The organism is Variovorax sp. GW823-FHT04F07 (assembly GCF_058795995.1).
In genome coordinates this window covers 208,489-232,497 of the sequence record NZ_JBXAIG010000004.1, presented here as the reverse complement: position 1 = coordinate 232,497, position 24,009 = coordinate 208,489, and the positions used below count along the sequence as shown (strand labels likewise).

The window sequence follows — 24,009 nt, the reverse complement described above, 5'->3', positions numbered from 1 at the left end:
TTCGATCAGCGATTGACCAGTTGCTTCGGCGTGAGCCACACGCCGATGGCGCCGAGCACCAGCGCGCCGGCCAGCACGTACATGCCGATCTGCGTGCTGCCCGTGAGGTCCTTCAGGTAGCCGATGAGGTACGGACTCACGAAGCCCGCGAGGTTGCCCACCGAGTTGATGACCGCGATGCCCGCTGCCGCCGCCGTGCCCGAAAGGAAAGCGGTGGGCAGCGACCAGAACAGCGGCGCGCAGGTGAGCACGCCGGCTGCGGCGAGCGACAGGAAGGTCAGCGACACGACGGTGTTCTGCGTGTACGAAGCGGCCACGGTGAAGCCCACCGCACCCATCATCGCGGGGATGATCAGGTGCCAGCGGCGTTCGCGGCGCGCGTCGGCGCTGCGGCCGAACAGGTTCATCGCGACGATCGCGCACAGGAACGGAATGGCGCTCAGCAGGCCGATGTTGAAGTTGCCCTGCACGCCCGTGGCCTTCACCAGCGTGGGCAGCCAGAAGGTCAGCGCGTACTGGCCCATGACGAAGGCGAAGTAGATGAGCGCCATCCACCACACGCGCGCGTCACGGAACATCGCGCCCACCGAGTGCGGGCCCTTGGCGCCGTGCGCCTGGTCGCGGTCAACCTCGCGCTGCAGCAGCTGCTTCTCTTCAGGCGAGAGCCAGCGCGCGTGCTTGATGCCGTTGTCCAGGTAGAACAGCACCATCACGCCCACCAGCACGGCGGGAATGGCTTCGATGATGAACATCCACTGCCAGCCGTGCATGGCCGACACGCCGTGGAAGGCGTCCATGATCCAGCCCGACAGCGGGTTGCCGAAGATGCCCGCCACGGGAATCGCCGACATGAACACCGCGATGATCCGCGCGCGCCGGTGCGACGGGTACCAGTGCGTCAGGTACAGGATCACGCCGGGATAGAAGCCCGCCTCGGCCACGCCGAGCAGGAAGCGCAGGATGTAGAAGCTGGTCGGCGTTTCCACGAACACGAAGCAGGCCGACAGCAGGCCCCAGGTGATCATGATCCGCGCGATCCACACGCGCGCGCCCACGCGGTTGAGCAGCAGGTTGCTGGGCACCTCGAACAGGAAGTAGCCCAGGAAGAAGATGCCGGCGCCCAGGCCGAACACGGTTTCGCTGAAGCCGAGGTCCGCGCCCATCTGCAGCTTGGCGAAGCCGACGTTCACGCGGTCGAGGTACGCGACCACGTAGCACAGCATCAGGAAGGGCACGAGGCGCCAGAACACCTTGGCGTAGGCGCGTTTTTCGAGCGCGGCGTCGGGCGCGTCAGCCGCGAGGGGCGCGCCGGCCTGGAGGGTGGAAGTCATTGGGAGGGAGTCCGCTGGATGAAAAAACGGGGCCGTCCCGTCACCCTGCGGCGCGGTCGCCCCTTACTTGTCAGGTCATCATACAAATTTAAGACAAGCTCCCAGATACGGGATAACCCGCACATTCTGCCCCTGCCAAGAAGTTGTGAGCGTGGGCTTACTTGCCCGCCGGCCAGCCTTCGACCAAGGGTCGGGCGAGCTGGGCGCCTTCCTGCTGCCAGAAGGCCGGGTCGGCCTGCTCGATGCGGCGGATGGCGTTGTCCATGTGGGCCTTGGCGGCCTCGCGCGCGGCCAGCGGGTCGCCGGCATCGATCGCCTCGACGATCCGCGCGTGTTCCTGCGCCACTTCGCGCACGAAGTCGGCGCGGCGCGCCTCGTTGGCGCGCGTGACGCGGGTGGCGCCATGCAGGAACTGCCGCAGGTACTGCAGCGTGCCGATCAGGAAGGGGTTGCGCGCGGCCTCGGCGATGGCGCGGTGAAAGCGCACGTCCTCGTCCGCGCCGTTGCCGCCCATCGACACCGCCGCGTGCAGCGCATCGATGGCGTCGCGGATGCGCAGCATGTCCTCGGGCGTGCGGCGCTCGGCCGCGAGCGCGGCCACCTCGGCCTCGAGCGCGCGACGCAGCTCGACCATCTGCACCACCGCTTCGCGCGAGGCCACGTGCGGCATCTCGAAGCGCAGCGGCTCCACGCCGGCAGCGCGCACGTACACGCCGCTGCCCTGTCGCGAATCGACCAGCCCGAGCGACTTGAGTCGCGACACCGCCTCGCGCACCACGGTGCGGCTCACGCCGAACTGGGTCGCCAACGCGGTCTCGGTGGGCAGCCGGTCGCCTTCCGACAGGCGCCCGCTGCGCACCTCGGCCACGAGCGCTTCCGCCACCTGGTCGGCCAGGCGGACGGCGGGGGCAAGGGACTGGAAACGGGGGGTCATGGGCGCGGGAAGGCGGTGGGGCCTGCGACTCTAACGCAGGCACCGCACCGTCACGCCGCATGGCCGCGCCGGCGCTGTCGTCAGGCGCCGAGCGCGTGGCGCGCGGCCCGCGCGATGCTCGCCGCGTCCACGCCGAAGAAACCGCGCAGCGCGGCGCGCGTGTCGCTGCGACCGAAGCCATCGGTGCCCAGCGTGAGGTAGCGGCGGCCTTCAGGCAGGAAGGCGCGCACGCTCTCGGGCAGGGCGCGCACGTAGTCGGTGGCGGCGACGATCGGGGCCTTGCTGCCCTTGCCGAGCTGCTGCGCGACGAAGGGCGTGCCGGCGTCTTTCTCGCCGGCCAGTGCGCGCTGCTCGCAGGCCTGGCCGTCGCGTGCCAGCTCGCTCCAGCTCGTGACGCTGAACACCTCGGCCGCGATGCCTTCGTCGGCCAGCTGCTGCGCGGCCTTGATGACCTCGGTGAGGATCGCGCCTGAGCCCAGCAGCGTGACGCTCTGCTTCGCCTTGCCCGATGTCGGCGCGTAGGTGCCGAAGCGGTAGCAGCCGCGCAGGATGTCGGCCTCGGCGCCGGCCGGCAGGTCGGGCTGCGCGTAGTTCTCGTTCATGAGCGTGACGTAATAGAACACGTCCTGCTGCTCGACCATCATCTCGCGGATGCCCGCGTCGACGATGACCGCCATCTCGCCCGCGAAGGCCGGGTCATAGGCCTTGCAGTTGGGAATGGTCGCGGCCACGAGGTGGCTGCTGCCGTCCTGGTGCTGCAGGCCTTCGCCGCCGAGCGTGGTGCGGCCCGACGTGGCGCCCAACAAAAAGCCGCGTGCGCGCTGGTCGGCGGCCGCCCAGATGGCGTCGCCCACGCGCTGGAAGCCGAACATCGAGTAGTAGATGTAGAACGGCAGCATCGCCAGGCCGTGCACGCTGTAGCTGGTGGCCGCGGCCGTCCAGCTCGCGATGGCGCCGGCTTCGCTGATGCCCTCTTCGAGGATCTGGCCGTCGGTGGCTTCGCGGTAGCTCAGCACCGAGCCGATGTCTTCCGGCGCATAGCGCTGGCCCACGCTCGAATAGATGCCGACCTGCTTGAACAGGTTGGCCATGCCGAAGGTGCGCGCCTCGTCGGCCACGATGGGCACGATGCGCGGGCCGAGCGCCTTGTCCTTCATGAGGTTGCCCAGCATGCGCACGAAGGCCATGGTGGTGCTCATCTCCTTGCCCGCGGCGGCCGTGGCGAACTGCGCGTAGGCCGCGATGTCGGGCTTGGGCACGACGTCGCACGCGGTCTCGCGGCGCGGCATGGCGCCGCCGAGCGCCTCGCGGTGCTGGCGCAGGTAGCGCATCTCGGCGCTGTCTTCCGCCGGGCGGTAGAAGTCCATCGCGGTGGCCTGCGCGTCGGTGAGCGGCAGGTTGAAGCGGTCACGGAACTCGATGAGGTCGACGTCGCCCATCTTCTTGTGCGAGTGCGTGGTCATCTTGCCCTGCGCGGCGCTGCCCATGCCGTAGCCCTTCTTGGTGTGGGCCAGGATCACGGTGGGCTGGCCCTTGTGGGCAGCAGCGGCTGCGTACGCGGCATGGATCTTCACGAGGTCGTGGCCGCCGCGCTTCAGGCGGTCGATCTGCTCATCGGTCATGCCTTCGGCCAGGCGCGCGAGTTCGGGGTTCTGGCCGAAGAAGTTGTCGCGGTTGAAGCGGCCGTCCTTCGCGGCGAAGGTCTGCATCTGGCCGTCGACGGTCTCGGCGAACACGCGCGCGAGCGCGCCGCTCACGTCCTGCGCGAACAGGCCGTCCCAGTCGCTGCCCCACACGAGCTTGACGACGTTCCAGCCGGCGCCGGCGAAGAGCTTTTCGAGCTCGTCGATGATGCGGCCGTTGCCGCGCACCGGGCCATCCAGGCGCTGCAGGTTGCAGTTGACGACCCACACGAGGTTGTCGAGCTTTTCGCGCGCGGCGAGCGTCAGCGCGCTCATCGATTCGGGCTCGTCCATCTCGCCGTCGCCGAACACGCCCCAGACCTTGCGGCCTTCGCAGTTCAAGAGGTTGCGGTGCGTGAGGTAGCGCATGAAGCGCGCGTGGTAGATCGAGCTGATCGGGCCGATGCCCATCGAGCCGGTGGGGAACTGCCAGAAGTCCGGCATCAGGTACGGGTGCGGGTAGCTGCACAGGCCGCGCGCGCCGCTGCCGTCGGTGAAGGCCGGCGCGGTGAGTTCCTGGCGGTAGTGGTTCAGGTCTTCTTCGCTCAGGCGGCCTTCGAGGTAGGCCCGCGCATACACGCCGGGCGCGCTGTGCGGCTGGAAGAACACGAGGTCGCCGCGGTGCGCCGGGCTGCGTGCATGGAAGAAGTGGTTGAAGCCGGTCTCGAACAGGTCGGCCGCACTCGCGTAGCTGGCGATGTGGCCGCCGAGTTCGCCGTACGCCTGGTTGGCCTTGGCCACCATGGCGAGCGCATTCCAGCGCATGAGCGAGGCGAGCTTTTCCTCGACCGCGAGGTCACCCGGGAACGGCGGCTGGTCGGCCGCGGCGATGGTGTTGACGTACGGCGTGGCCAGCTCGGGCTGCCAGCCGATGCGCTGCTGCCGCGCCAGGCGCGCCAGCTCGGCCAGCATCTGGCGCGCGCGCTGCGGACCTTGCGTCTGCGCCAGCGCCAGGAAGGCGTCGCGCCATTCGGCGGTCTCTTCGGGGTCGGGGTCGTGCGACGGCGGCGTGTCGAGCAACAGGGCGCGCATCTGGTCGGCGGAGATCGGGGCGTTCATGCCAGCACTTTAAGCCGCCTTGCGGAAAATTAGCTACCGGCACCTGCGACTTCATGGCTATTCGCAAGCATAAAATGCCGCGACCCAAGCGATTCACGGAATTTCATGGAACTCGACGCCATCGACCTGCGCATTCTCGACGAGCTGCAACGCGACGGCGCCCTGTCGAACGTCGAACTGGCGCGCCGCGTGCACCTGTCGCCCTCGCCCTGCCTGGCGCGCGTGAAGGTGCTGGAGACCAGCGGCGTGATCGACCGTTATGTGGCGCTGGCGAACGCCAAGGCGCTGGGCCTGGGGCTCAACGTGTTCATCTCGATCAGCCTGACCACGCAGAGCAAGCAGTCGCTGGCCGACTTCGAGCAGCGCATCGCCGAGCACGACGAGGTGATGGAGTGCTACCTGATGACCGGCGACAGCGACTACCTGATCCGCATCGCCGTGGCCGACATGGCGGCGCTGGAGCGTTTCATCATGGAGCAGCTCACGCCGATTCCGGGGATCGAGAAGATCCGCTCGAGCTTTGCGCTCAAGCAGGTGAGATACAAAACGGCGCTGCCGTTGCCAGCAGCGCCGTCCTGAAGCAAGCGCAAGCCGCCGCAGCGGCAGCCGTGCCTTACTTCGCCAGCTTGATCTGGATCGGGTCGGCCGTGAGGTAGCCGACGGCCGCGGCGTAGCGGTCCTTGTAGTTGGCGCGCACCAGCGGGTCGAGCGTGGCCTGCACCTTCGAGTGGATGCCGCCCCAGTCACCCGCGTGCTGGAAGTTGCTCATGATGTAGGTCCAGCCGTTGATCTCGTCCACGGCATGCAGGCCGGTCGATTCGCCGCCCGCGGGGATCGACATGAGGCGCGAGAGCTTCTTGGTGTCGATGTTGTAGGCCCACAGGAAGTTGTTGACGTGGCTGCTGCTGTCCTCGCCGATGAACAGCGTGCGCAGCTTTTCCGAGAACTTGATGTTGTCGGGGTTGCCGATCTTGTCGGGGCTGGAGGTGTTGCCCAGCGCGTCGGGCGTGGGGAGGTCTTCGCCCACGATCAGCGCGCGGGTCTGCGTCGGCACCCAGTCGCTGTTGATGGACTTGCCGTCGGTGTCCTTCTGGCCGCCCGCAAGGTTGTGCGCCATCACGCCGCCGGCGCTGAGCTTCTTGGGCAACGCGATGTTGTTGGCCGCCGACCAGCCCTTGCCGCCGCTGACCATCGAGTCCTGGATGTTCTGCAGCGCGGAGTAGGCCACCTTGTCCTTGATGTTGACGGTGGTGCCTTCCATCTTGGTGAAGGCCATGCTGGCGCCCTTCACGTTGGCGTAGCGGTGGGTTTCCAGGAAGGCCGCGGCCTTTTCCATGCCGGGCTTCACGCGGCCCCAGCTGGCCTTGCCGTCCAGGTACATGGCGGTGTACGTGGGGTCGAGCGGGTCGGCGGTGGTCACGTCCATGATGTCGGTGGCCTTGAGCGTATTGGCCAGTGCCTCGATCTCGGCGCTGGTGGCATGGCCCAGGTTGATCCACGTCATCTTGGTGGCGGCTGCGGCGGGGTCGATCGAGTAGCCGGCCTCGTAGCGGGCCACGTAGAGCGTGCCGGCCGACAGGTCTTTTTCCTTGTCGGCGACGAACATGAAGAAGCCGCCGTTGGTGTAGTCGTCGCCCATGATGGCGGTGCGGTTGTCGGGCATGACCTGGATCAGCTCGTGCGAGATGCGGCCCATGCAGTAGTGCTTCTTCACGCTGCCGGTGCCGTCGGGGTTCACGGTGATCTCAGGCAGGTGGCCGTAGTGGTACGGGTTGGCCTTGGTCTCGTCGCCGAACACGTTCTTGCTGTAGGCCTTGAACATGTCGGTGCCGGCGGCGGTGGTCGCGTCGGGCTCGTACTCTTCGCTGGACAGGTGGGTGTTCCACGGCGACAGGCTGGCGCCGCAGGTGATCCACAGGCCGTGGGCGCTCGACATGTCGACGTTGTGGTACTTGACCAGGCTCAGCTTGCCGGTGGTCTGGTCCTGGTCGAGCGTGAGTACCGCGATGGGCGAAGGCAGCGTGCCGTAGGTGTTGTCGCCCTTCAGGTTGCGACTGGTGTATTCGAACTGCACAACGGCGAACACCGCCTTGCCCTTGACGCCGGGCACGTTGGCGTTGGGCAGCGAGATCAGCGAGGTGCCGTCCGGGCTGTCCGAGAAGAACTGGCGCTCCTTGCCCGCCACCGAGGCGTCGATGATCGGCTGGTTCTTGATGTCGACGTAGCCGCCCGCGAGGATCTTGCCGCCCTTGCCGTCCGGCACCATGTCGCCGGTCAGGAAGAAGGGCTGGTAGGCCAGGCGGTATTCGGTGGAACTGCCGTTGTCGAACGACACCTTGAGCGTGGAGCCGACCGTGTTCGTGGCCATAGCGGCCGGGTCGGCCAGCGTGGGCGCGGCCATGCCGTTGAATTCGGCCGAGACGAACTGCGCAGCCGGTGCGGGTGCCGGCGCGGGGGCCGGCGGCGGTACCACGAAGGGCGGGAAGGCCTGGCCACCGCCGCCGCCACCGCCGCAGGCGGTGAGGAAGGCGACGCCGCCCAGCGGGAGCATCGGGGCGGCGCCCAGCAGTTTCAGGGCGTGACGGCGGGAGGCGCCGGGCGCCTTGGCTTGATCAGTCATTTGTTTTCCAGGGATCGTGGGTGGTTCGGCATGAGGCCGAAAGTCGACCTCTGTCAGGGCGCTGACCTTAAAAGGCGCCCATGACGAAGGCATGCATCGCGCATGACAGAACGATGACGACCGCCACAACCACACCCCGCCCACGCACCGGTCGGCGGCATGCAAAACGGCGCGGGATCACCGCGCCGTCGTGTCGTTCAAGGAAAAGAAATGGCCGTCAGGGCGCCGGCAACTGCCTCGGCCACAGCGCCCACAGCCGCAACGGCTGGTTCACGCTCGCCGCCAGCCGTCCGGCCTCGGCACCGGTGCCGGCGAAGTAGTCGGCGCGCACGGCGCCCAGGATGGCGCTGCCGGTGTCCTGCGCCACCACCAGCTTCTGCAATTGCGCGGTCGGGCCGCTCGATGCGAGCCACACCGGCGTGCCGTAGGGGATGCTCTCGCGGTCGACCGCGATGGAGCGCCCCGCCGTCAGCGGCACGCCCTGCGCACCGCGCGGGCCGAAGGCGGCGTCGAGTTCGCTCATCGTCTCTTCGCGGAAGAACACGTAGCGCGGATTGCTCCACAGCAGCTGCGACACGCGCTGCGGGTTCTGCGCCACCCAGGCCTTGGTGTCGTCGGGCCACTTGCCGACCTTGGCGACGCCCTGGCTCATCAACCACTGCTGCACGCTGCGGTACGGCTGCTCGTTGGTGGCCGCATAGGCCACGCGCACGGTGTGCTGGTAGCCGTTGGCCTCGGTGATGCGCAAGCGGCCCGAGCCCTGGATGTGCAGCATCAGCGCGTCGATGGGGTCGGCCATCCAGGCGATCTCGCGACCGCGCAGCGCGGCCTGGGCCTCGGGCAGGGTCTCGATCTCCTGGCGCGTGAACCAGGGGCGCTTGGGCACGAGGCCGTCGGGCGCCTGGTACAGCGGCACGCTGAAGCCGGCCGAGGGCACGCGCGAGGCTTCGTACACGGGCTCGTAGTAGCTGGTGAGCTTGCCTTCGCTCTGGCCCGCGAGCGATTCGACGCGGTAAGGCTGCAGCCGGTCGGTCATCCAGCGGCGCTGCTCCTCGGGCGTGGCGATGGCGAGCTGGCGCACCTCGCGGCACAGCGGTGCGAAGGCGGCGTTGGGGCGCGCGCAGTTGGCCAGCAGCGCGATCCACGCCTCATGCAGCGGGTCTTCGCTGAAGCCCGGCAGTTCGGACCAGCCCACGGGCACCCAGCGGCTTTTCGGATGCGCGAGCGATCCGGTCAGCGGACCGAGGTCGCGCGGCGGGGTGACGGTGGGTCGGGTGGGGGCGTCGGGGGCGCGGGGGCCGAGGGAACAGCCGGCAAGCGTTGCTACGATCGCAAGCCCGACCAGCCACTGGAGTCCATTTCTCATGGGTTTGATTCTGCTTGAAGCCCTCGCCGCGGGACTCGTCCTGATCTTGATCATCTGGTGGACCATGTTTTCCGGGCGCAACAAGGGTGAATTGCATGACGACCCCGACGCCGAGCGTGAGGACACCGATTCGCCGCCCAAAGTGTGAATTGCTCGTGTAGCCACACGGCGCGGCCCACTGTCGGACAAGCACCCTATTGCTACAACTTTAGTAGCAATCATCGCAGCATTCACGGGCGATGGCGAAAGTTTTCTTATTTTCCGTAGGGCTTTGAGCACGTACCATCGCGTACCCGCCGGGGGCTAAGCTGTGGCCCGCTTGATTCAACCTTGAAAGGGATCGCCATGAAAAAGTTCGTTCTTGCAACCACCGCAGCTGCCCTCGTCCTGTCCGGCTGTGCCGGCGGAATGACCGACACCCAGCGCAACACCGGCATCGGTGCCGGCATCGGCGCGCTCGGCGGCGCCGCCATCGGCTCGGCCACCGGCGGCAACCGCGGTGCCATCGGCACGGGCGCGGTGGTCGGTGCGGCGGCCGGCGCACTGGGCGGCTACCTGTGGTCGCAGCGCATGGAAAACCAGAAGCGCCAGATGGAAGCCGCCACGCAGGGCACCGGCGTGGCCGTGACGCAGACGGCCAACAACGAGCTCAAGCTCGCCATTCCGAGCGACGTGTCGTTCGACGTGGGCCGCTCCAACATCAAGTCGAACTTCGCGCCCGTGCTCGACCAGTTCGCCAACGGCCTGCGCAACAACCCGAACGCCGAGGTGCGCATCATCGGCCACACCGACAGCACCGGCTCCGACGCCATCAACAACCCGCTGTCGGTGGACCGCGCCGCCAGCACGCGCGACTACCTGGTGGCACGCGGCGTGAGCGCCGCGGCGTTCCGCATCGAAGGCCGTGGCTCGCATGAGCCGGTGGCCGACAACAACAGCGACGCCGGCCGGGCACAGAACCGCCGCGTCGAGATCTACGTGGGCGAGCGCGCACAGCGCGGCTGATCGCAGCCCCACCGGGAAACCGGCCGCCCTATCGAACGGCCGGTTCCCGCTTCAGTTTTCATTGGTCCAAGCAGAGGGAAAATTCATGAGGAAGTTTGTTGTGTCTAGCGCGGCCCTGGCCGCTGTGTTGTTCATCGCGGGGTGCGCATCGTCGACCCCGCCGGCCGAAGCACCGGCCGCACAGCAGGCCGCACCGGCCAACAGCTGGACCGCCCGACTGGACGCGCTGAAGGCCGAGCTCGAAAGCTCCACCAAGGGCACCGGCGTGGTGATCTCGCAGACCGCCGACAACCAGCTTCACGTCGTGATTCCGAATGAACTCTCGTTCGACACCGGCCGCGCCAACGTCAAGCGCAACCTGGCGCAGGTGCTGGACAAGGTCGCCGAAGGCCTGAAGAGCGCCACCACCGCCAGCCTGCGCGTGGTCGGCCACACCGACAGCACGGGCAGCGAGGAAGGCAACGAACGCCTCTCGGTGAGCCGCGCCGACAGCGTGCGCAACCACCTGGTGGGCCGCGGCGTGTCGACCACCGTGATCACCACCGACGGCCGCGGCTCGCGCGAGCCGCTGGCGGACAACGGCACGGCCGCCGGCCGCGCGCAGAACCGCCGCGTCGAAATCTTCGTCGCCGAGAAGATCTGAGCCCAGGTGCTGCGCGCACGTCGCGCGGCACCGTGAGGAAATCCCGCATGAGGGCACGGCACCGCCGGCCCTAACATCGCGCGGCCTGCACGCGGCGCGCGCACCGCGCGCCGGGCGGACACGAGAGGAAACTCCGATGAACGCCATCGCGCCGGCCCCATCGAGCGTCGCATCCCGCTTTGCCCCGGACATCATCGCCGCGGGCACCGGTGCGCAACCCCAGTACCTCGTGACCGGCGGCGACCAGCTGTTCGCCGCCCGCTGGCAGCAGGACGCGTGCTGGCTGCCCTTTCACGGCGCGGCGCATCACGTGCTGGTGCTGCACGAGAACGGCAGCACGGCGGTGCGCAAGTACGAGCGCGGCAAGCTCGTCGCCTCGCGCTCGCGGCTGGGCAGCGTGAGCTTCATCCCCTGCGACGGCACCGAATGGGAGATCGGCGGGCGCTGCGGCGTGGTGCACCTGTACATCGGGCAGGCGCTGATCGCGCGCGTCGCCGCCGAGGAAGGCCTCGGGCCGGCGGCGGAGATCGACCCCTTCTTCGCGATCCGCGACCCGTGGCTGCAGGGCTTCTTCCAGATGCTGGTGAGCGAGGTGGAGCTGTACGGCAGCGTGCCCGCGAGCCCCGATTCGCTGCTGCTCTCGCAGAGCCAGCACCTGCTGGCCCACCACCTCGTGCGGCGCCACTGCGCACCGGGGCGCGGTGCACTGCCGCACACGGAGGGCGCACGCCGGCAGCCGGTCCTGACGCCGCGGCAACTGCGCCGGGTGACCGAGCACATCGACGCGCACCTGGCCACGCCGCTGGGCCTGGCCGACCTGGCAGCGTTGGTGCACCTGTCGCAGGACCACTTCATCCGCAGCTTCAAGGCGGCCAGCGGCATGGCCCCCTACCAGTACCTGCTGCGCCGCCGCCTGGAAGGCGCCGCCGAACTGCTGCGCACCAGCGACCTGCCCGTCGAGGCCGTCGCCAAGCGCATGGGCTTTGGCAGCCCCGCGTACTTCTCGACGCGCTTCCGTGCGTTCCTCGGCGTGGCGCCAAGCACCTACCGCCGCATGCGCTGAACCGCGCGGCGACTTGCGCAAAAGCGCGCCCCTTTCGACATCCCGTGCTTCGTTCGGACCGACAGGCTCTGGCGTGAGAAGCCGCTCCTAGACTGGCTTCGCAGGCCGATCCCGGCCGCATCACCCCACGGAGACACCATGACCCTGACCGCCCTGAAAGCCACGCCGCCCGCCAGCGCCGCCCACGCGCGCATCACGCTGCCGTACCCGCATTTCCAGAAGCTCGAGCGCTATCCGTGGAAGCCGTGGGTCATGCCTGGCGTGGCCTACAAGCTGCTGAGCATCAACCGGCGCAGCGGCGGTTTCACCTGCCTGCTGAAGGTCGATCCCGGCACCGAGGCGCCGGTCCACCACCACCTGGGCGCCATCGAGGTGATCGTGCTCGAGGGCGACATCTACTACGAGCGCAACGACATCGGCCGCCCGGGCGACTACATGCACGAGCCCGCCGGCGACATCCACCAGCCGCGCTCCGACGGCGGCTGCGTGCTGTTCTGCGTGTTCGAGGGCGCGATTGCCGGGCTGGGCGAGGACGGCAACGTCGTCGGCATCGTCGACGGCCGCAGCATGCTGGAGATGGCCACGCGCGACGGCGCCGCGCAGCACGTGCACAGCTGAGGTCCAGCCTGCGGTGGGGGCTAGAGGTCGCGCAGGCGGTTGGCCAGCTCCACCGCCGACTTCACTTCCATCTTCTCGAACACGCGCGCCCGGTGGACCTCCACCGTGCGCACGCTGATCGCGAGCTGGTCGGCGATGAGCTTGTTCGGCAGGCCCTCGACCACGAGGCGCATCACGTCGCGCTCGCGGTCGGTCAGCTCGGCGATGCGGTCGGCCAGGCCGCGGCGCACGCGCTGCACCTCGAGCGCGCGCTGCGACATGCCCAGCGCCTGCTCGATGCGGTCGACCAGCGCGTTGTCCGAGAACGGCTTCTCGCAGAAGTCGAAGGCCCCGCGCTTGACCGCCTCGACGGCGGTGGGCACGTCGGCATGGCCGGTCAGGAAGATCACCGGCATCTCGGCCAGCAGGCCGCGTTCGGCCAGCCGGTCGAACAGCACCAGCCCGCTCATGCCGGGCATGCGCACGTCCAGCAGCAGGCAGCGCGGCTGGTCGGGCAGCGGCGCCTCGTCCAGGTACTGCTCGAAGGCCTCGGCGCTGCCGAAGTGCTCGCTGGCCAGGCGGCGCGAACGCAGCAGCCAGGCCAGCGCCTCGCGCACGCTGGCGTCGTCGTCCACGATAAAGATCAAGCCATCGATCAGCGGTTGCATGCCATGAGGTCCAGCGGAACAGAGAAAACGAAGAAGAGAAAAAGGCGGCTATCCCGCAGCGGGAAGGGTAAACCTGAAGACGGTGCCCCGGGGGCGGTTGGGCTCGAACATCAACGCGCCGCCATGCTGCTCCACCACGGTGCGGCACAGGCTCAGGCCCAGGCCCATGCCGTCGGGGCGCGTGGTGAAGAAGGGCGTGAACAGGCGCGCCGCCACCTCCTCGCTGATGCCGCAACCCAGGTCGGCCACGGAGAACTCGAGCCAGCGCCGGCCGTCGGCCGGCACGGTGGCGCCCACCGGCAGGGCACGCGCCACGCGCAGGCGCAGCACGCGGCTGCCGGGCGCGTGGTCGGCGCCGTCCATGGCCTGCATGGCGTTGCGCGCCAGGTTCAGCAGCACCTGCTCGACCAGCGTGCGGTCGCACACCACGGCGGGCAGGCGCTCTTCGCACACGATCTCGATCGTCACGTCGAGCTTGCGCGCCTGCAGCCGCACCAGCGGCAGCACGGCGTCGATGAGCGCCTGCGGCGCCACGGCCTCGCGCATGCGGTCGCGCCGGCGCACGAAGTCGTGCACGCTGCGGATCACCTGGCCCGCGCGGTCGGCCTGCTCGGCGATGCGCCTCACGGCCATGGCCACCTCGGCCTGCTCGCCGCGCGCCTCGGGCCCGATCAGGTTGAGCGAGCCGGTGGCGTAGCTGGCGATGGCGGCCAGCGGCTGGGTGAGCTCGTGGCTCAGCAGCGAGGCCATCTCGCCCACGGTGGCCAGGCGCGCGCTGGCCTGCAGGCGCTCCTGGCTGGCGCGCGAGAGTTCCTCGACGCGGCGCTGCTCGCTCACGTCGATGAAGGCGCTCATCCAGCCGGTCTGCACCTTGTGCGCGTTGATCAGCGGCGCCTCGAAGATGAGCACCGGAAAGCGCGTGCCGTCCTTGCGCATGAAGACCGACTCGAAGCCCTCGCGCGGCGGCAGGCCGCCCGCGAAGCGGCGCGTTTGCCGCAGGTGGTACTCGTGCGCCAGCTCGGTCGGCCAGTAGGGCGCCTCGACGCTATCGGCCATGAGCTCTTCGGGCGTGAAGCCGACCATCTCGCAGAAGGCCGGGTTGACGTAGGTGATGCGCCCCTGCAGGTCGCGCGCGCGCAGGCCGGTGATGACCGAGTCTTCCATCGCCTTGCGAAAGGCCAGCGCGTCGGCCAGGTCGCGTTCGGCGCGCAGGCGGCGGCGGGTGTCGCGCGCCAGCAGGACGAGCACCGACACGAGCGCGATCGAGATCGCTGTGACCAGCGCCGTGAGCATGTTCGGGAACAGGTCGGGCGCGGCGCGCCAGCCGTCCACGCGCAGCATGAGCGAGGCGCCCGGCAGGTCGATGCGCTGCTGCGAGGTGAACACGCGCGTGCCGATGCGCCGCGAGGTGCCCAGCGCCACCAGCCGCGTGCCGTCGGCCTCGGTGAAGGCGACCTCCTGGCCGCGCGTGAGCGTGGGGCCGACCAGCTCGACCAGCGTGTCGCGCAGCGAATAGCTGGCCACCAGGTAGTCGCCGGCGTCCATCGGCAGGCACAGCTCCATCACCTCGACGCCACCGCCGCCGGCCACAGGCACGTAGTGGCTGGGCGAATAGGCGGGCGCGCCGGCCTTGCGCGCGGTGGCGCAGGCCTGCGCCACGTCGGACTGCGCGGGGCCGCGGTTGCTTTCCTCGAGGATGCGCGTGCGGTAGGGCGTGTTCACGGCCTCGATGGGTTGCAGCTGCGCGTCGCGCCATTCGAGCCGCAGCCATTCGCGGTGCTCGCGCAGCTGCGCCGCCGCGCGGTCGGCCCAGTGCGTGCGCTCCATGCCCGGCGCGAGCGTGGCGCGCAGGCTCTGGGCGTTGCGCTGCAGGCCGCTGCGCAGGTCGACGACGGCGTCGGCGGTGTCGCGCTCCAGCGCGGCCTGCACCTGCTCGACCTCGTGCCGACCGGCCAGCCACACGACGGTGACCAGCAGCGCCGACACCAGCACCGCCAGCAGCAGCCACAGAAACCAGCGCTTCCACAGCGAGCGCAGGCGCGCGAAGGCGACGCCCCATCCCCGGCGCTGCGGCTGCTGTTGCGGCGGCGGTGCAGGAACGTCGAGCGCCTCGTCGGCCATCGTCAGGCGAGCACGCGGTGCGACAGCGCGGGCAGCTGGGCGCGCGTGCGCTCGACCTGCCGGGCGTCGAGGTCGAACAGCACCACGCCCTCTTCGGCAGCCTGCTGCGCGACCACCGTGCCCCAGGGGTCGATGACCAGCGACTGGCCCCAGGTCTGGCGGCCGTTCTCGTGCGTGCCGCCCTGCGCGGGCGCGACCACCCAGGCCAGGTTCTCGATGGCGCGCGCGCGCAGCAGCACCTCCCAGTGGGCGGCGCCGGTGGTGCGCGTGAAGGCGCTGGGCACCAGCAGCAGGTCGGCGCCCTGCCCCGCCAGCGCGCGGTACAGCTCGGGAAAGCGCAGGTCGTAGCAGACGCTCATGCCGATGCGCCAGGCGTGGCCGTCGCGCGAGGGCAGCTCGAACACCACGGGCTCGGCACCCGGTGCGATCACGCGGCGTTCGTCGTAGCGCTCGGTGCCGTTGTCGAAGAAGAACAGGTGGATCTTGTCGTAGCGCGCCACGCACTTGCCTTCGGGCGAGAAGGCCAGCGAGCTGTTGAAGACGTGGTCGGCGTCGTCGCTCTCGATGGGCAGCGTGCCGCCCACGATCCACAGGCCGAACTCGCGCGCCGCGTCGGCCAGGAAGCCCTGCACCGTGCCGGCGCCGGCGGTTTCGCGCAGGCCGAGCTTGTCGGTGTCGCGCGCGCCCATCATGCAGAAATACTCGGGCAGCACCGCAAGCTCGGCGCCGTCGCGCGCCGCCTGCCCGAGCAGCGCATGGGCGCGCACGAGGTTGGCTTCGCGGGCGATGGCGGACACCATCTGGATGGCTGCGACTTTCATTGCGTGGTCTCCGTTTTCTTGCCTTCGCTGGCGCCCGTGGATGTCGATCCACCCGGCAGGCCGGGCAGCAGCTGCAGCGAGCGCGGCACCTTGGCGATCTTGGGGTCGGCCCAGGTGCCTTCGACGTGGAACTCCTGCGTGGCGGCTGCCGCGAGCGGCTTGCTCAGCACCCACTGCGCGAGGAAGGTGCCCAGGCCGATGGCCGGGTTGATGGCCGTGGCCACCAGCGCGGCCGTGCCGGCGTTGATCTCGGGCACCACCACGACGCGCAGGTTCTGCGTCTCGCGCACGATGTCGGCCGAGCCGTCCATGAGCGCGGCGGCGTTCACGCCCTTCATCTGCAGGTTGTTGGTGCTGGCGATGCCCTTGTTGATCTTGGCGTCGCCGCGGATGAAGTCGAAGGCGAAGCCCTGGCTGAACACGTCGCGGAAATCGAGCGTGAGCCGGCGCGGCAGCGCCTGCAGGCTCAGCACGCCCAGCAGCTTGGCCAGGCCCGGGTCGGCCTTGAGGAACTGGCCCTGCTCCACGTCGACCTGCAGCTGGCCGCCCAGGCTGGGGTAGTCGAGCGAGAACGGCGAGCCGCGCCAGTTCACCTCGCCCTCGAGCCGCCCCTTGCCGCGGCGCAGCACGCCCGGCATGCCGAAGCGCGTGAGCAGGTCGCCGGCGTCGGCGATGTCGAGCTTGAAGTTCATGGCCGTGGTGCGGCGCTGGCCGGCGCTTGCGCCGCCGCCCGCCGGTGCGGCCCAGGTGCCCTTGGCGGTGAAGGTGGCCTCGGGCACGCTGAACGCGAGCTTGTTGAGCAGCCATTCGCGCCCGCCGCGGTTGACGGCGTCGATCTCGGCGCGGCCCAGGCGCTTGCCGAGCAGCTCGAAGTCGTCGACCACGATGTCCAGCGCCGGCAGGGTGCCCGGTTGCTCGTCGAGCAGGGTCTCGACCTGCGTGGCCTCGGCCGGCGCGATCTTCAGGCGCGCGAGCCGCGCATAGAGCCGGCCGGCCTGGCTGTGGCTGTACTCGGCGTAGCCGCTCAGCTCGGAGGCGTCGACGTTGGCGCGCCACAGCGCGCCTTCGCGCGTGCCGCCGAGCACCACGTTGTGCAGGGTGCGCCCCGCGATGCCCAGCTGCTGCGCGCGCACCGCGATGCGCGTGGGCAGGTAGGCCAGGTCGGGATCGTCGGCGCGCTCGCCGCCGCCGACCACCGCGGCGGTGCCCACCAGCGTCTGCCAGGCGCCCATGTCGAGCTTGGCGACGTTGACGTTGGCGAACACGCCGCGGTCGGGCGGCAACGCCGTCTCGCCGGGCGCCAGCCCGATGCCGATGCCGCCGCGCAGCACGTGCGCCTGGCCGTTGGCCGACAGCTCGCGCACGTACTGCACCGAGCCGACGCGGCCGAGCTCGAGCGTCAGCTGGTCCTGCGTGGCGCGGCGGGCGTCGCGCGCCAGCACCTTCTTCTCGATGCGCAGCGGCATCAGCTCTTCGGCCGTCTTGACCAGCGGCGTGGGCAGCTGCAGCGCCAGCCCCTGCAGGTTGCTGGTGAGCGAGAACTCGGGCGTGTCGTCGCGCATCGAGAAGGTGGCGGCGTAGGGCGTGCTGCCGGTGGCGTGCTTGGCCAGCCGCGCGAGCCAGTCGACCTCGCGCGCGCCGCGCAGGCCTTCGGCGCTGGCCGTGCCCTGCGCCTTCAGCGCAAGTTCGCGCTGCGGCCCGCTGAAGCGGCCCTTGCCTTCGACGCGCACCTCGCCGCCGAGCAGGCGGGCCTGCACGCCGGCCAGCGAGAAGCCGGTGTCGGTGAAGCTGAGCGTGCCGCGCGCCTGCGTGAACGGCGGCGCCTCGGGCACCACCTGCAGCTCGTTGTCGGCCAGCGTCACGGTGGCCTGCACCTTGGTGTTGTCGACGTTTTCCAGCGGGAGGTCGAGGCGCAGCTTGTAGTCGGCCGAGCCGGTGGCGCGCGCGCGCTGCAGGAAGGGCCCGGCCTCGCCAGCCAGCGGTGCGCCGGCGCGCAGCACCTCGCCCAGTGGGCCCTTGGCCTGCGCATCGACACGCAACAGCGCGGCGTGGTGCGACATGTCCGCGATCTGAGCCTCGGCCTTCGTGACCTCGACGCCGGGCGCGCCGGCAATGCGCCCGCGCGCGTTGCGCACCAGCATGCCCGCGCGCTCGAACACCAGCTCGCCCGACACGCCCGTGAGCGCCGGCCACACCGGCGGCGGCGCGGCAGGCGGGCCGGTGCGCGACGCCGGGGTCGCGGGCGCGGCGGTGGCGGCCGCGAGCGACGGCGGCACGTAGGCGTAGTGCACGTCCGACACCTTGGCCGCGATGCGGAACTCGCCCTGCTTCGGGTCCATGAAGGGCATGTCGTACAGGTCGCCGCGCACGCGGAAATCGACGCTGCTGGCGGTGCCCTTGACGACCGACTCGCGCACGTAGTCGCGCGTGTGCTGCGGAATGTCGAGCGGCAGGTAGCGGAACACGCGGGTGCCGTCGGCGCGCGTGAGCTTGCCCTGCAGGTCGAGCACGCCGGGGTGCTGCGCGCGGCTGCTCGAGGTGGCCGGGTCGCTGGTGCGCCAGTGGGCCTCGGCCTCGCCCTCGGCGTCGGCGTTGGCGAAGCGCAGCTTCGACACCTGCACCTGCATGGCGCCGTTGTCGAGCTTCCATTGCAGCTGGGTCGAGAGCCGGTCGATGGGGATCACCGGGTCTTCGAACACGCCGGGGAATTCGAGCGTGCCCTTGGCCATGGCCAGCGTGGCGGTGCCGCCGGTGTGGCTGGCGTCGAAGTCGAGCGTGGCGCCGCTGAGGCCGGGGGTGCCGGGGTGCACGCGCGGCGGCGCGGCGGGGGTGCCGGCCGGTGCCGGGGTGCCCGGGGCGGTGGTGGCTGCAGGCGCCGGCTGCGAGGCCACGCGCAGGCCGCTGACCCGGCCCTTGGCCTGGTAGCGCGCGATCGCGTCGGGCGCGCCCTGCCAGTTCATGTCGATGCGCTCGACCAGCCCGCGCGGCGCATAAGCGCCCAGCACGCGGTGCGTGGCCTCGCCCAGCGGCAGGCGGTCGGCGATGAGCGCCAGCGCCGCAAGATCAAGCCGGTCGGCCTTCAGCGCGCCGTGCTCGGGCGTGCGGCCCTTGGCGGGCGTGTGCTGCAGCCACAGGTTGCCGCCCGGCCAGCGCAGGCCGTCGACGGTGTCGAACTGCAAGGCGGTGGTCGAGAACTCGAAGGTGTCCGCGTTCATCTGTCCCGCCAGCCGGCCGGTGACGGCGCGCAGCACCAGCGGCTGCAGCCCCTTGCCGAGCGAGGCGTCGATGCGGTTCAGCCCCAGGTCGGCCGCGCCGCCGACGATGCGCCCGTCGTCCACGTCGGCCCACAGGCGCAGCGCGCCGTTGCCTTCGCGGATGCGCGCGTCGAGCGAGACGTACTGGCCCAGGCGCGTGACGTCGATGTAGGGCAGGTCGGCATAGAGCTGGCCGTCCCAGGTCTGCCAGTGGCCGCTGCGGATCGACAGCAACGGCTGGCGGAACTGGCCGCGCAGCGTGAAGCGCTCGCCCCAGCCGGCCGGCGGCGTGGCGTCCAGCCGCAGGCCGTGGCGGCGCGCGCCGTTGCGGGACACGAAGCGCACGTCGGTCAGCAGCAGCGGCTCGGCGCGGCGCTGCTCGTCGGTCCAGCGCACGGTGCCGCCTTCGATGACGAACTCGCGCTGCGCGAAAAACCAGTCGGCGGCGCGGGTTTCTCCGGTCGTGTCGGTCTCCATGTGCAATCCAGCCACATGGAGTTTTCCCTGAGTGTCGCGGCGCACGTCGAGCTGCGGGCCCTCGATATAGAGCTGCTCGAAATTCAGGCGCCACAGCGAGCGCGGCGACACGCTCGCCACCACCCTCACGAGGCGAAGGGCCTCGCGCTGGTCTGCGTCCTGCAGCACCACGTCGCGCAATTCGAAGGCCGGAAATAGCCCTTCGGAACGGGCGGTGATGGCGCCGATGCGCACCGGGACACCGATGGCCTTGCTAGCCTGCGCCTCGAGTGCACCGCGAAAATCGCCGATTCGCGGCACAATCCACGCGTGCAGGACCACGACTGACAGTGCCAGCAGAAGCCACGCAGCGAAGAGCAGACCCAATAGCCAGCGCGCTGTCACAGCGGTGATTTGGAGCAGACGTGAAGGGGAAGACGCCGTGTCGTTCATTGAGGATCGCGCTGTGTCGGGAATTATGACCGCCAGCCTTGAGCCGGGTTCCGCGCCAACCCACACCAGTGTGAATCAGTTGCCATCCAATCCGACGCCTCCCGCGTTTTCTTCCAGTTCCCGATTCGTCCAGCGGCTGCGCCGCCGCTATGCGGCCGAGCTCGAATTGCTGCCGCCCGGCGAGCCCCGGCGCGAATCGATGACCGTCGCCTACGACGCCCTGCGCGCACGCGGCGTGGCCGTGGGCGATGCGCTGCGCATCGTGCGCCAGCTCACGATGGAACGTCTGGTCACACTCGACTGCGACCAGCAGGCCCCGCTCGCGGTGGTGACCACCGCCGTGACCGAGCTGGCCGAACTGGCCCTGGACATCGCCTGCCAGGACGCCTGCCATGAACTCGACGCCCAGCACGGCGCGCCGCTCGGCCCCGAAGGCCAGCGCTCGCAGCTGTGGGTGATCGGCATGGGCAAGCTCGGCGCGCGCGAGCTCAACGTGTCCAGCGACATCGACCTCATCTACCTGTACGACGTCGACGGCGACACGGCCGGCGATGCCGACGGGCGCAGCAAGCTGTCCAACCAGGAGTACTTCGCGCGGGCCGTGAAGCGCATCTATGCGCTGGTGGGCGACGTGACCGAGCACGGCTTCGTGTTCCGCGTCGACCTGGCGCTGCGGCCCAACGGCAACTCGGGGCCGAGCGTGGTCTCGCTCGACGCGCTCGAAGAGTATTTCCAGGTGCAGGGCCGCGAATGGGAGCGCTTTGCCTGGATGAAGAGCCGCGTGGTCGCGCCGCGCGCCGTGGTGCTCGACGGCCAGGCCCAGGCGCTACGCAACGTGGTGCTGCCCTTCGTGTTCCGCCGTTATCTCGACTACAGCGTGTTCGACTCGCTGCGCATCCTGCACCGCCAGATCCGCGAACAGTCGGCGCGCCGCAGCGCCGGACGCCCCGAGCGCGCCAACGACGTGAAGCTCTCGCGCGGCGGCATCCGCGAAATCGAATTCACCGTGCAGCTGCTGCAGGTGGTGCGCGGCGGCCAGTTTCCCGAGCTGCGCACGCGCCCCACGCTCGACGCGCTGCAGCGGCTGGCGCGCGCCAACCTCATGCCGCAGGACACGGCCGACACGCTGGCCGCGGCCTACGAGTTCCTGCGCCGCGTGGAGCACCGCATCCAGTACCTGGACGACCAGCAGACCCACGTGCTGCCGGTCAACGACGACGACCTGCGCTGGATCGCGCAGTCGATGGGCTACGCCGATTGCTGCCCCTTCCTCGAACAGCTCGACACGCACCGCGAGTTCGTGGCCCAGGAGTTCGACAAGCTGCTGGGCGGCGAGAAGCCCTGCAACGGCAAGTGCAACGGCAAGAAGGCCGCCGCGCCCGCCGACCTGGTCGACCTGCTCGACGACCTGCCGCCCGTGTTCGCCGAGCGCATCCGCGACTGGTGCGAGACGCCGCGCGTGCTCGCCCTGCGCGAGGAAACCCGGGGCCGCCTGCGCCAGCTGGTGCAACGCACCGGCCAGTGGCTGAAGGAGCCCGACGGCGAGGGCGCGGGACAGACGCCGCGCCACGTCGATGCCGCCATGCGCTGGGCCGACTGGATCGAGCCGCTGATGCGCCGCGAGAGCTACCTGGCGCTGCTGGTCGAACGCCCCGCCGTGCAGGAACGCCTGCTGCGCCTGCTGGGCGCCGCGAAATGGCCGGCGCGCTACCTCATGCAGCACCCGGGCGTGATCGACGAGCTCGCGAGCGACGAGATGCTTTCGGGCCGCTTCATCGCCGAGGAATTCGAGCGCGAGCTCGAAGCGCGCCACACCTCGCTCACCCGCACCGGCGAGGCCGACGAAGAGCGTTTGCTGAACCTGCTGCGCCACGCCCACCACGCCGAGGTGTTCCGCACGCTGGCGCGCGACGTGGACGGCCGCATCACCGTCGAACAGGTGGCCGACGACCTGAGCGCGCTGGCCGACACCACGCTGCGCGTGACCGCGCGCTGGTGCTGGCCGCACGTGCGCAACCGGCACCGCGAGGTGCCGCAGTTCGCGATCATCGGCTACGGCAAGCTGGGCGGCAAAGAACTGGGCTACGGCAGCGACCTGGACATCGTGTTCGTCTACGACGATGACGACGAGCGCGCCGGCGAGGTCTATGCGGCGTACGTGCGCAAGCTCATCAACTGGCTCACGGTGAAGACGCGCGAGGGCGACCTGTTCGAGATCGACACCGCGCTGCGGCCCAACGGCAACTCGGGCCTACTCACCACCAGCTTCGAGGCCTACGAAAAGTACCAGCTCGGGCGCGGCAGCAACACCGCATGGACCTGGGAGCACCAGGCCATGACGCGCGCGCGCTTCGTGCTGGGCAGCGCCGACCACGGTGCCGAACTGGGTGCGCGCTTCGACCAGGTGCGCGAGGCCGTGCTGGTGGCCCCGCGCGACCGCGAGGCGCTGAAGGCCGAGATCATCGGCATGCGCAACAAGCTGCGCGGCGCCCGCCCCGTGAAGGCCGACCGCTTCGACGTGAAGCACAGCCCCGGCGGTATGGTCGATGCCGAGTTCGCGGTGCAGTTCCTGGTGCTGTCGGCTTCGGGCGCGCACCCCGAGCTGATTCCCAACCTGGGCAACATCGCGCTGCTGCTGCGCGCCGAGCAAGCCGGGCTGCTGCCCGAAGGCGTGGGCCGCGACGCGGCCACCGCCTACCGCGAGCTGCGCCGCGTGCAGCACACCGCACGCCTGAACGAAGAGCCCACGCAGGTCACGCCGCCCGCCCTGAGCGCCGAGCGCGACGCCATGCTGGCCTTGTGGAAGGCGGTCTTTGGCTGACCGCGCCCTCGCCTCCCGCGCGCTGACGGCCTGCGCCCTGGCCGCCGCGCTCGTGCTGGCCGGCTGCGCCAGCGGACCGCGCAGCAGTGGTGGCAGCGTCGCCAGTGGCCGCGACGGCCCCGGCAGCAACATCCCGTCCGACCTGGACCGCGTGCCCGACGCCGAGCCCCGCATCGAGGCGATCCGCAGCAGCGGCGGCACCAGCAAGCCCTACACGGTGCTGGGCCGGGGCTACGTGCCGATCACCGACGACCGGCCGTTCCGCGAATCGGGCATCGCCTCGTGGTACGGGCGCAAGTTCCATGCGGCCTCGACCGCCAGCGGCGAACCCTACGACATGTACGCCATGACGGCCGCGCACAAGACGCTGCCGCTGCCGAGCTACGTGCGCGTGCGCAACCCGGCCAACGGGCGCGAGGTGATCGTGCGCGTGAACGACCGCGGCCCCTTCGTGGACGGCCGCGTGATCGACCTGAGCTACACGGCGGCGCTGAAGCTCGACCTGCTGCGCGGCGTGGCGCCCGTGGAGATCGAGCGCATCACCAACGAGGACATCCGCACCGGCGCCTGGCGCCGCGATGCGGGCACGGCCTATGCCACGGCGCCTGCGCCGGCACCGGCTCCCGCGCCCGTCCGGGTGGCGGCAGCGCCGGTGGCCGTGCCTTCGGCCTGGGTCGCGCCGGTCGCGATGACGGCCGCTGCGGCCCCCGCCGCGACGATGCCCGTGGCACCGCAAACGCCGGTGATGGCCGCGGCACCGTCGGAACCCGAGGCACCGGCCGGCCCGCGCGAGGCGATGGTGGTGACCGACCTTGCGCCGCTGGCCCCGCTCGCCGCGCCGGCAACGTCATCGGCGCCATCGACGCCCTCTTCCGCTGGCGCCGGCTTCTGGGTGCAGCTCGGCGCGTTCCGCGAACGCGACGGCGCCGAGACCCTGAGAAGCCAGGCCGCGCGCGGCCTGCCCACGCTGGCACCGCAGCTGCGCGTGTTCAGCGAAGCCGGCACGCACCGCCTGCAGGCCGGGCCGTTCCCGTCGCGCAATGCAGCGGGCGAGGCCGTCACCCAGCTGCGCGACAACCTGCGCATCGCGCCGATGGTGGTCGAGCGGCGCTGAG

The 24,009-nt window shown here is 70.2% G+C and carries 17 protein-coding genes; 8 read left to right on the top strand and 9 right to left on the bottom strand.

The features are described 5' to 3' along the window. Positions 1-5: 5 nt before the first annotated feature. The 3 genes from AC1RAA_RS20155 to mdeB form a co-directional block, all read right to left on the bottom strand. Positions 6-1,331: an MFS transporter gene (locus AC1RAA_RS20155; protein ID WP_487847631.1), complete on the bottom strand. Its 1,326-nt coding sequence runs from the start codon at positions 1,329-1,331 to the stop codon at positions 6-8. Positions 1,332-1,488: 157 nt separating this feature from the next. Further along, positions 1,489-2,265, bottom strand: coding sequence for a FadR/GntR family transcriptional regulator (locus tag AC1RAA_RS20150; RefSeq protein WP_062480778.1), 777 nt, complete (start codon positions 2,263-2,265; stop codon positions 1,489-1,491). 80 nt (positions 2,266-2,345) lie between these two features. Then, entirely contained in the window at positions 2,346-5,006 is a 2,661-nt protein-coding gene (gene mdeB / locus AC1RAA_RS20145; RefSeq protein WP_492730254.1) for an alpha-ketoglutarate dehydrogenase, read from the bottom strand. A 105-nt stretch (positions 5,007-5,111) separates the two neighbouring features. Between mdeB and AC1RAA_RS20140 the strand changes: the two genes are divergently transcribed. Beyond that, complete coding sequence (locus AC1RAA_RS20140) at positions 5,112-5,585, top strand: Lrp/AsnC family transcriptional regulator (protein WP_159279182.1); 474 nt, start codon at positions 5,112-5,114, stop codon at positions 5,583-5,585. A 34-nt stretch (positions 5,586-5,619) separates the two neighbouring features. Here the strand turns inward: AC1RAA_RS20140 and AC1RAA_RS20135 are convergent, their stop codons facing one another. Beyond that, positions 5,620-7,626 (bottom strand): PhoX family protein, encoded by a 2,007-nt coding sequence (locus AC1RAA_RS20135; RefSeq protein ID WP_492730252.1) that lies wholly within the window; start codon positions 7,624-7,626, stop codon positions 5,620-5,622. A 217-nt stretch (positions 7,627-7,843) separates the two neighbouring features. Further along, the gene (gene mltA, locus AC1RAA_RS20130) at positions 7,844-8,992 is read right to left on the bottom strand and encodes a murein transglycosylase A (protein ID WP_492730250.1); all 1,149 of its coding nucleotides are present in this window, start codon (positions 8,990-8,992) and stop codon (positions 7,844-7,846) included. On the opposite strand from mltA, the gene AC1RAA_RS20125 reads away from it, so the two are divergent. The 5 genes from AC1RAA_RS20125 (at position 8,991) to AC1RAA_RS20105 (ending at position 12,321) form a co-directional block, all read left to right on the top strand. Next, the gene (locus AC1RAA_RS20125; RefSeq protein ID WP_354348038.1) at positions 8,991-9,140 is read left to right on the top strand and encodes a hypothetical protein; all 150 of its coding nucleotides are present in this window, start codon (positions 8,991-8,993) and stop codon (positions 9,138-9,140) included. The two genes, mltA and AC1RAA_RS20125, sit on opposite strands and share 2 nt — an antisense overlap. Before the next feature lie 197 nt (positions 9,141-9,337). Next, positions 9,338-9,997 (top strand): YiaD family glycine zipper/OmpA-like lipoprotein, encoded by a 660-nt coding sequence (locus AC1RAA_RS20120; protein WP_062480790.1) that lies wholly within the window; start codon positions 9,338-9,340, stop codon positions 9,995-9,997. An 85-nt stretch (positions 9,998-10,082) separates the two neighbouring features. Further along, complete coding sequence (locus AC1RAA_RS20115; protein ID WP_062480792.1) at positions 10,083-10,640, top strand: OmpA family protein; 558 nt, start codon at positions 10,083-10,085, stop codon at positions 10,638-10,640. A 136-nt stretch (positions 10,641-10,776) separates the two neighbouring features. Beyond that, positions 10,777-11,703, top strand: coding sequence for a helix-turn-helix domain-containing protein (locus tag AC1RAA_RS20110; RefSeq protein ID WP_492730248.1), 927 nt, complete (start codon positions 10,777-10,779; stop codon positions 11,701-11,703). Positions 11,704-11,841: 138 nt separating this feature from the next. Continuing rightward, a complete protein-coding gene (locus AC1RAA_RS20105; protein ID WP_062480797.1) occupies positions 11,842-12,321 on the top strand; it encodes a 2,4'-dihydroxyacetophenone dioxygenase family protein in 480 nt (159 codons plus the stop codon). 20 nt (positions 12,322-12,341) lie between these two features. Here AC1RAA_RS20105 and AC1RAA_RS20100 read toward each other — a convergent pair whose 3' ends face one another. Genes AC1RAA_RS20100 through AC1RAA_RS20085 form a run of 4 tightly spaced genes read right to left on the bottom strand, consistent with a single transcriptional unit; the run spans position 12,342 to position 20,073 of the window. After that, positions 12,342-12,968 (bottom strand): response regulator transcription factor, encoded by a 627-nt coding sequence (locus tag AC1RAA_RS20100; protein WP_062480799.1) that lies wholly within the window; start codon positions 12,966-12,968, stop codon positions 12,342-12,344. 48 nt (positions 12,969-13,016) lie between these two features. Then, entirely contained in the window at positions 13,017-15,089 is a 2,073-nt protein-coding gene (locus AC1RAA_RS20095) for an ATP-binding protein (RefSeq protein ID WP_492730246.1), read from the bottom strand. Between the two features lie 2 nt (positions 15,090-15,091). Then, entirely contained in the window at positions 15,092-15,910 is an 819-nt protein-coding gene (locus tag AC1RAA_RS20090) for a carbon-nitrogen hydrolase family protein (RefSeq protein WP_307695237.1), read from the bottom strand. After that, positions 15,907-20,073: a YhdP family protein gene (locus tag AC1RAA_RS20085; protein ID WP_492730244.1), complete on the bottom strand. Its 4,167-nt coding sequence runs from the start codon at positions 20,071-20,073 to the stop codon at positions 15,907-15,909. The genes AC1RAA_RS20090 and AC1RAA_RS20085 overlap by 4 nt, the downstream gene beginning before the upstream one ends. A gap of 25 nt (positions 20,074-20,098) precedes the next feature. On the opposite strand from AC1RAA_RS20085, the gene glnE reads away from it, so the two are divergent. Together glnE and AC1RAA_RS20075 are read left to right on the top strand one after the other, a co-directional pair. Continuing rightward, a complete protein-coding gene (gene glnE, locus AC1RAA_RS20080; protein ID WP_492730242.1) occupies positions 20,099-22,894 on the top strand; it encodes a bifunctional [glutamate--ammonia ligase]-adenylyl-L-tyrosine phosphorylase/[glutamate--ammonia-ligase] adenylyltransferase in 2,796 nt (931 codons plus the stop codon). Continuing rightward, the gene (locus AC1RAA_RS20075; RefSeq protein WP_492730240.1) at positions 22,887-24,008 is read left to right on the top strand and encodes a septal ring lytic transglycosylase RlpA family protein; all 1,122 of its coding nucleotides are present in this window, start codon (positions 22,887-22,889) and stop codon (positions 24,006-24,008) included. Before glnE ends, AC1RAA_RS20075 begins: the two co-directional genes overlap by 8 nt. Position 24,009: the final 1 nt, after the last annotated feature.

Excerpts from the sequence above, each read along its gene's own strand:
- AC1RAA_RS20105 (WP_062480797.1), top strand. The coding sequence starts at position 11,842 with ATGACCCTGACCGCCCTGAAAGCCACGCCGCCCGCCAGCGCCGCCCAC.
- AC1RAA_RS20085 (WP_492730244.1), bottom strand. The coding sequence starts at position 20,073 with ATGAACGACACGGCGTCTTCCCCTTCACGTCTGCTCCAAATCACCGCT.
- AC1RAA_RS20150 (WP_062480778.1), bottom strand. The coding sequence starts at position 2,265 with ATGACCCCCCGTTTCCAGTCCCTTGCCCCCGCCGTCCGCCTGGCCGAC.
- AC1RAA_RS20125 (WP_354348038.1), top strand. The coding sequence starts at position 8,991 with ATGGGTTTGATTCTGCTTGAAGCCCTCGCCGCGGGACTCGTCCTGATC.
- AC1RAA_RS20110 (WP_492730248.1), top strand. The coding sequence starts at position 10,777 with ATGAACGCCATCGCGCCGGCCCCATCGAGCGTCGCATCCCGCTTTGCC.
- glnE (WP_492730242.1), top strand. The coding sequence starts at position 20,099 with ATGACCGCCAGCCTTGAGCCGGGTTCCGCGCCAACCCACACCAGTGTG.
- AC1RAA_RS20120 (WP_062480790.1), top strand. The coding sequence starts at position 9,338 with ATGAAAAAGTTCGTTCTTGCAACCACCGCAGCTGCCCTCGTCCTGTCC.
- AC1RAA_RS20100 (WP_062480799.1), bottom strand. The coding sequence starts at position 12,968 with ATGCAACCGCTGATCGATGGCTTGATCTTTATCGTGGACGACGACGCC.
- AC1RAA_RS20090 (WP_307695237.1), bottom strand. The coding sequence starts at position 15,910 with ATGAAAGTCGCAGCCATCCAGATGGTGTCCGCCATCGCCCGCGAAGCC.
- AC1RAA_RS20115 (WP_062480792.1), top strand. The coding sequence starts at position 10,083 with ATGAGGAAGTTTGTTGTGTCTAGCGCGGCCCTGGCCGCTGTGTTGTTC.
- mltA (WP_492730250.1), bottom strand. The coding sequence starts at position 8,992 with ATGAGAAATGGACTCCAGTGGCTGGTCGGGCTTGCGATCGTAGCAACG.
- mdeB (WP_492730254.1), bottom strand. The coding sequence starts at position 5,006 with ATGAACGCCCCGATCTCCGCCGACCAGATGCGCGCCCTGTTGCTCGAC.
- AC1RAA_RS20095 (WP_492730246.1), bottom strand. The coding sequence starts at position 15,089 with ATGGCCGACGAGGCGCTCGACGTTCCTGCACCGCCGCCGCAACAGCAG.
- AC1RAA_RS20135 (WP_492730252.1), bottom strand. The coding sequence starts at position 7,626 with ATGACTGATCAAGCCAAGGCGCCCGGCGCCTCCCGCCGTCACGCCCTG.
- AC1RAA_RS20155 (WP_487847631.1), bottom strand. The coding sequence starts at position 1,331 with ATGACTTCCACCCTCCAGGCCGGCGCGCCCCTCGCGGCTGACGCGCCC.
- AC1RAA_RS20140 (WP_159279182.1), top strand. The coding sequence starts at position 5,112 with ATGGAACTCGACGCCATCGACCTGCGCATTCTCGACGAGCTGCAACGC.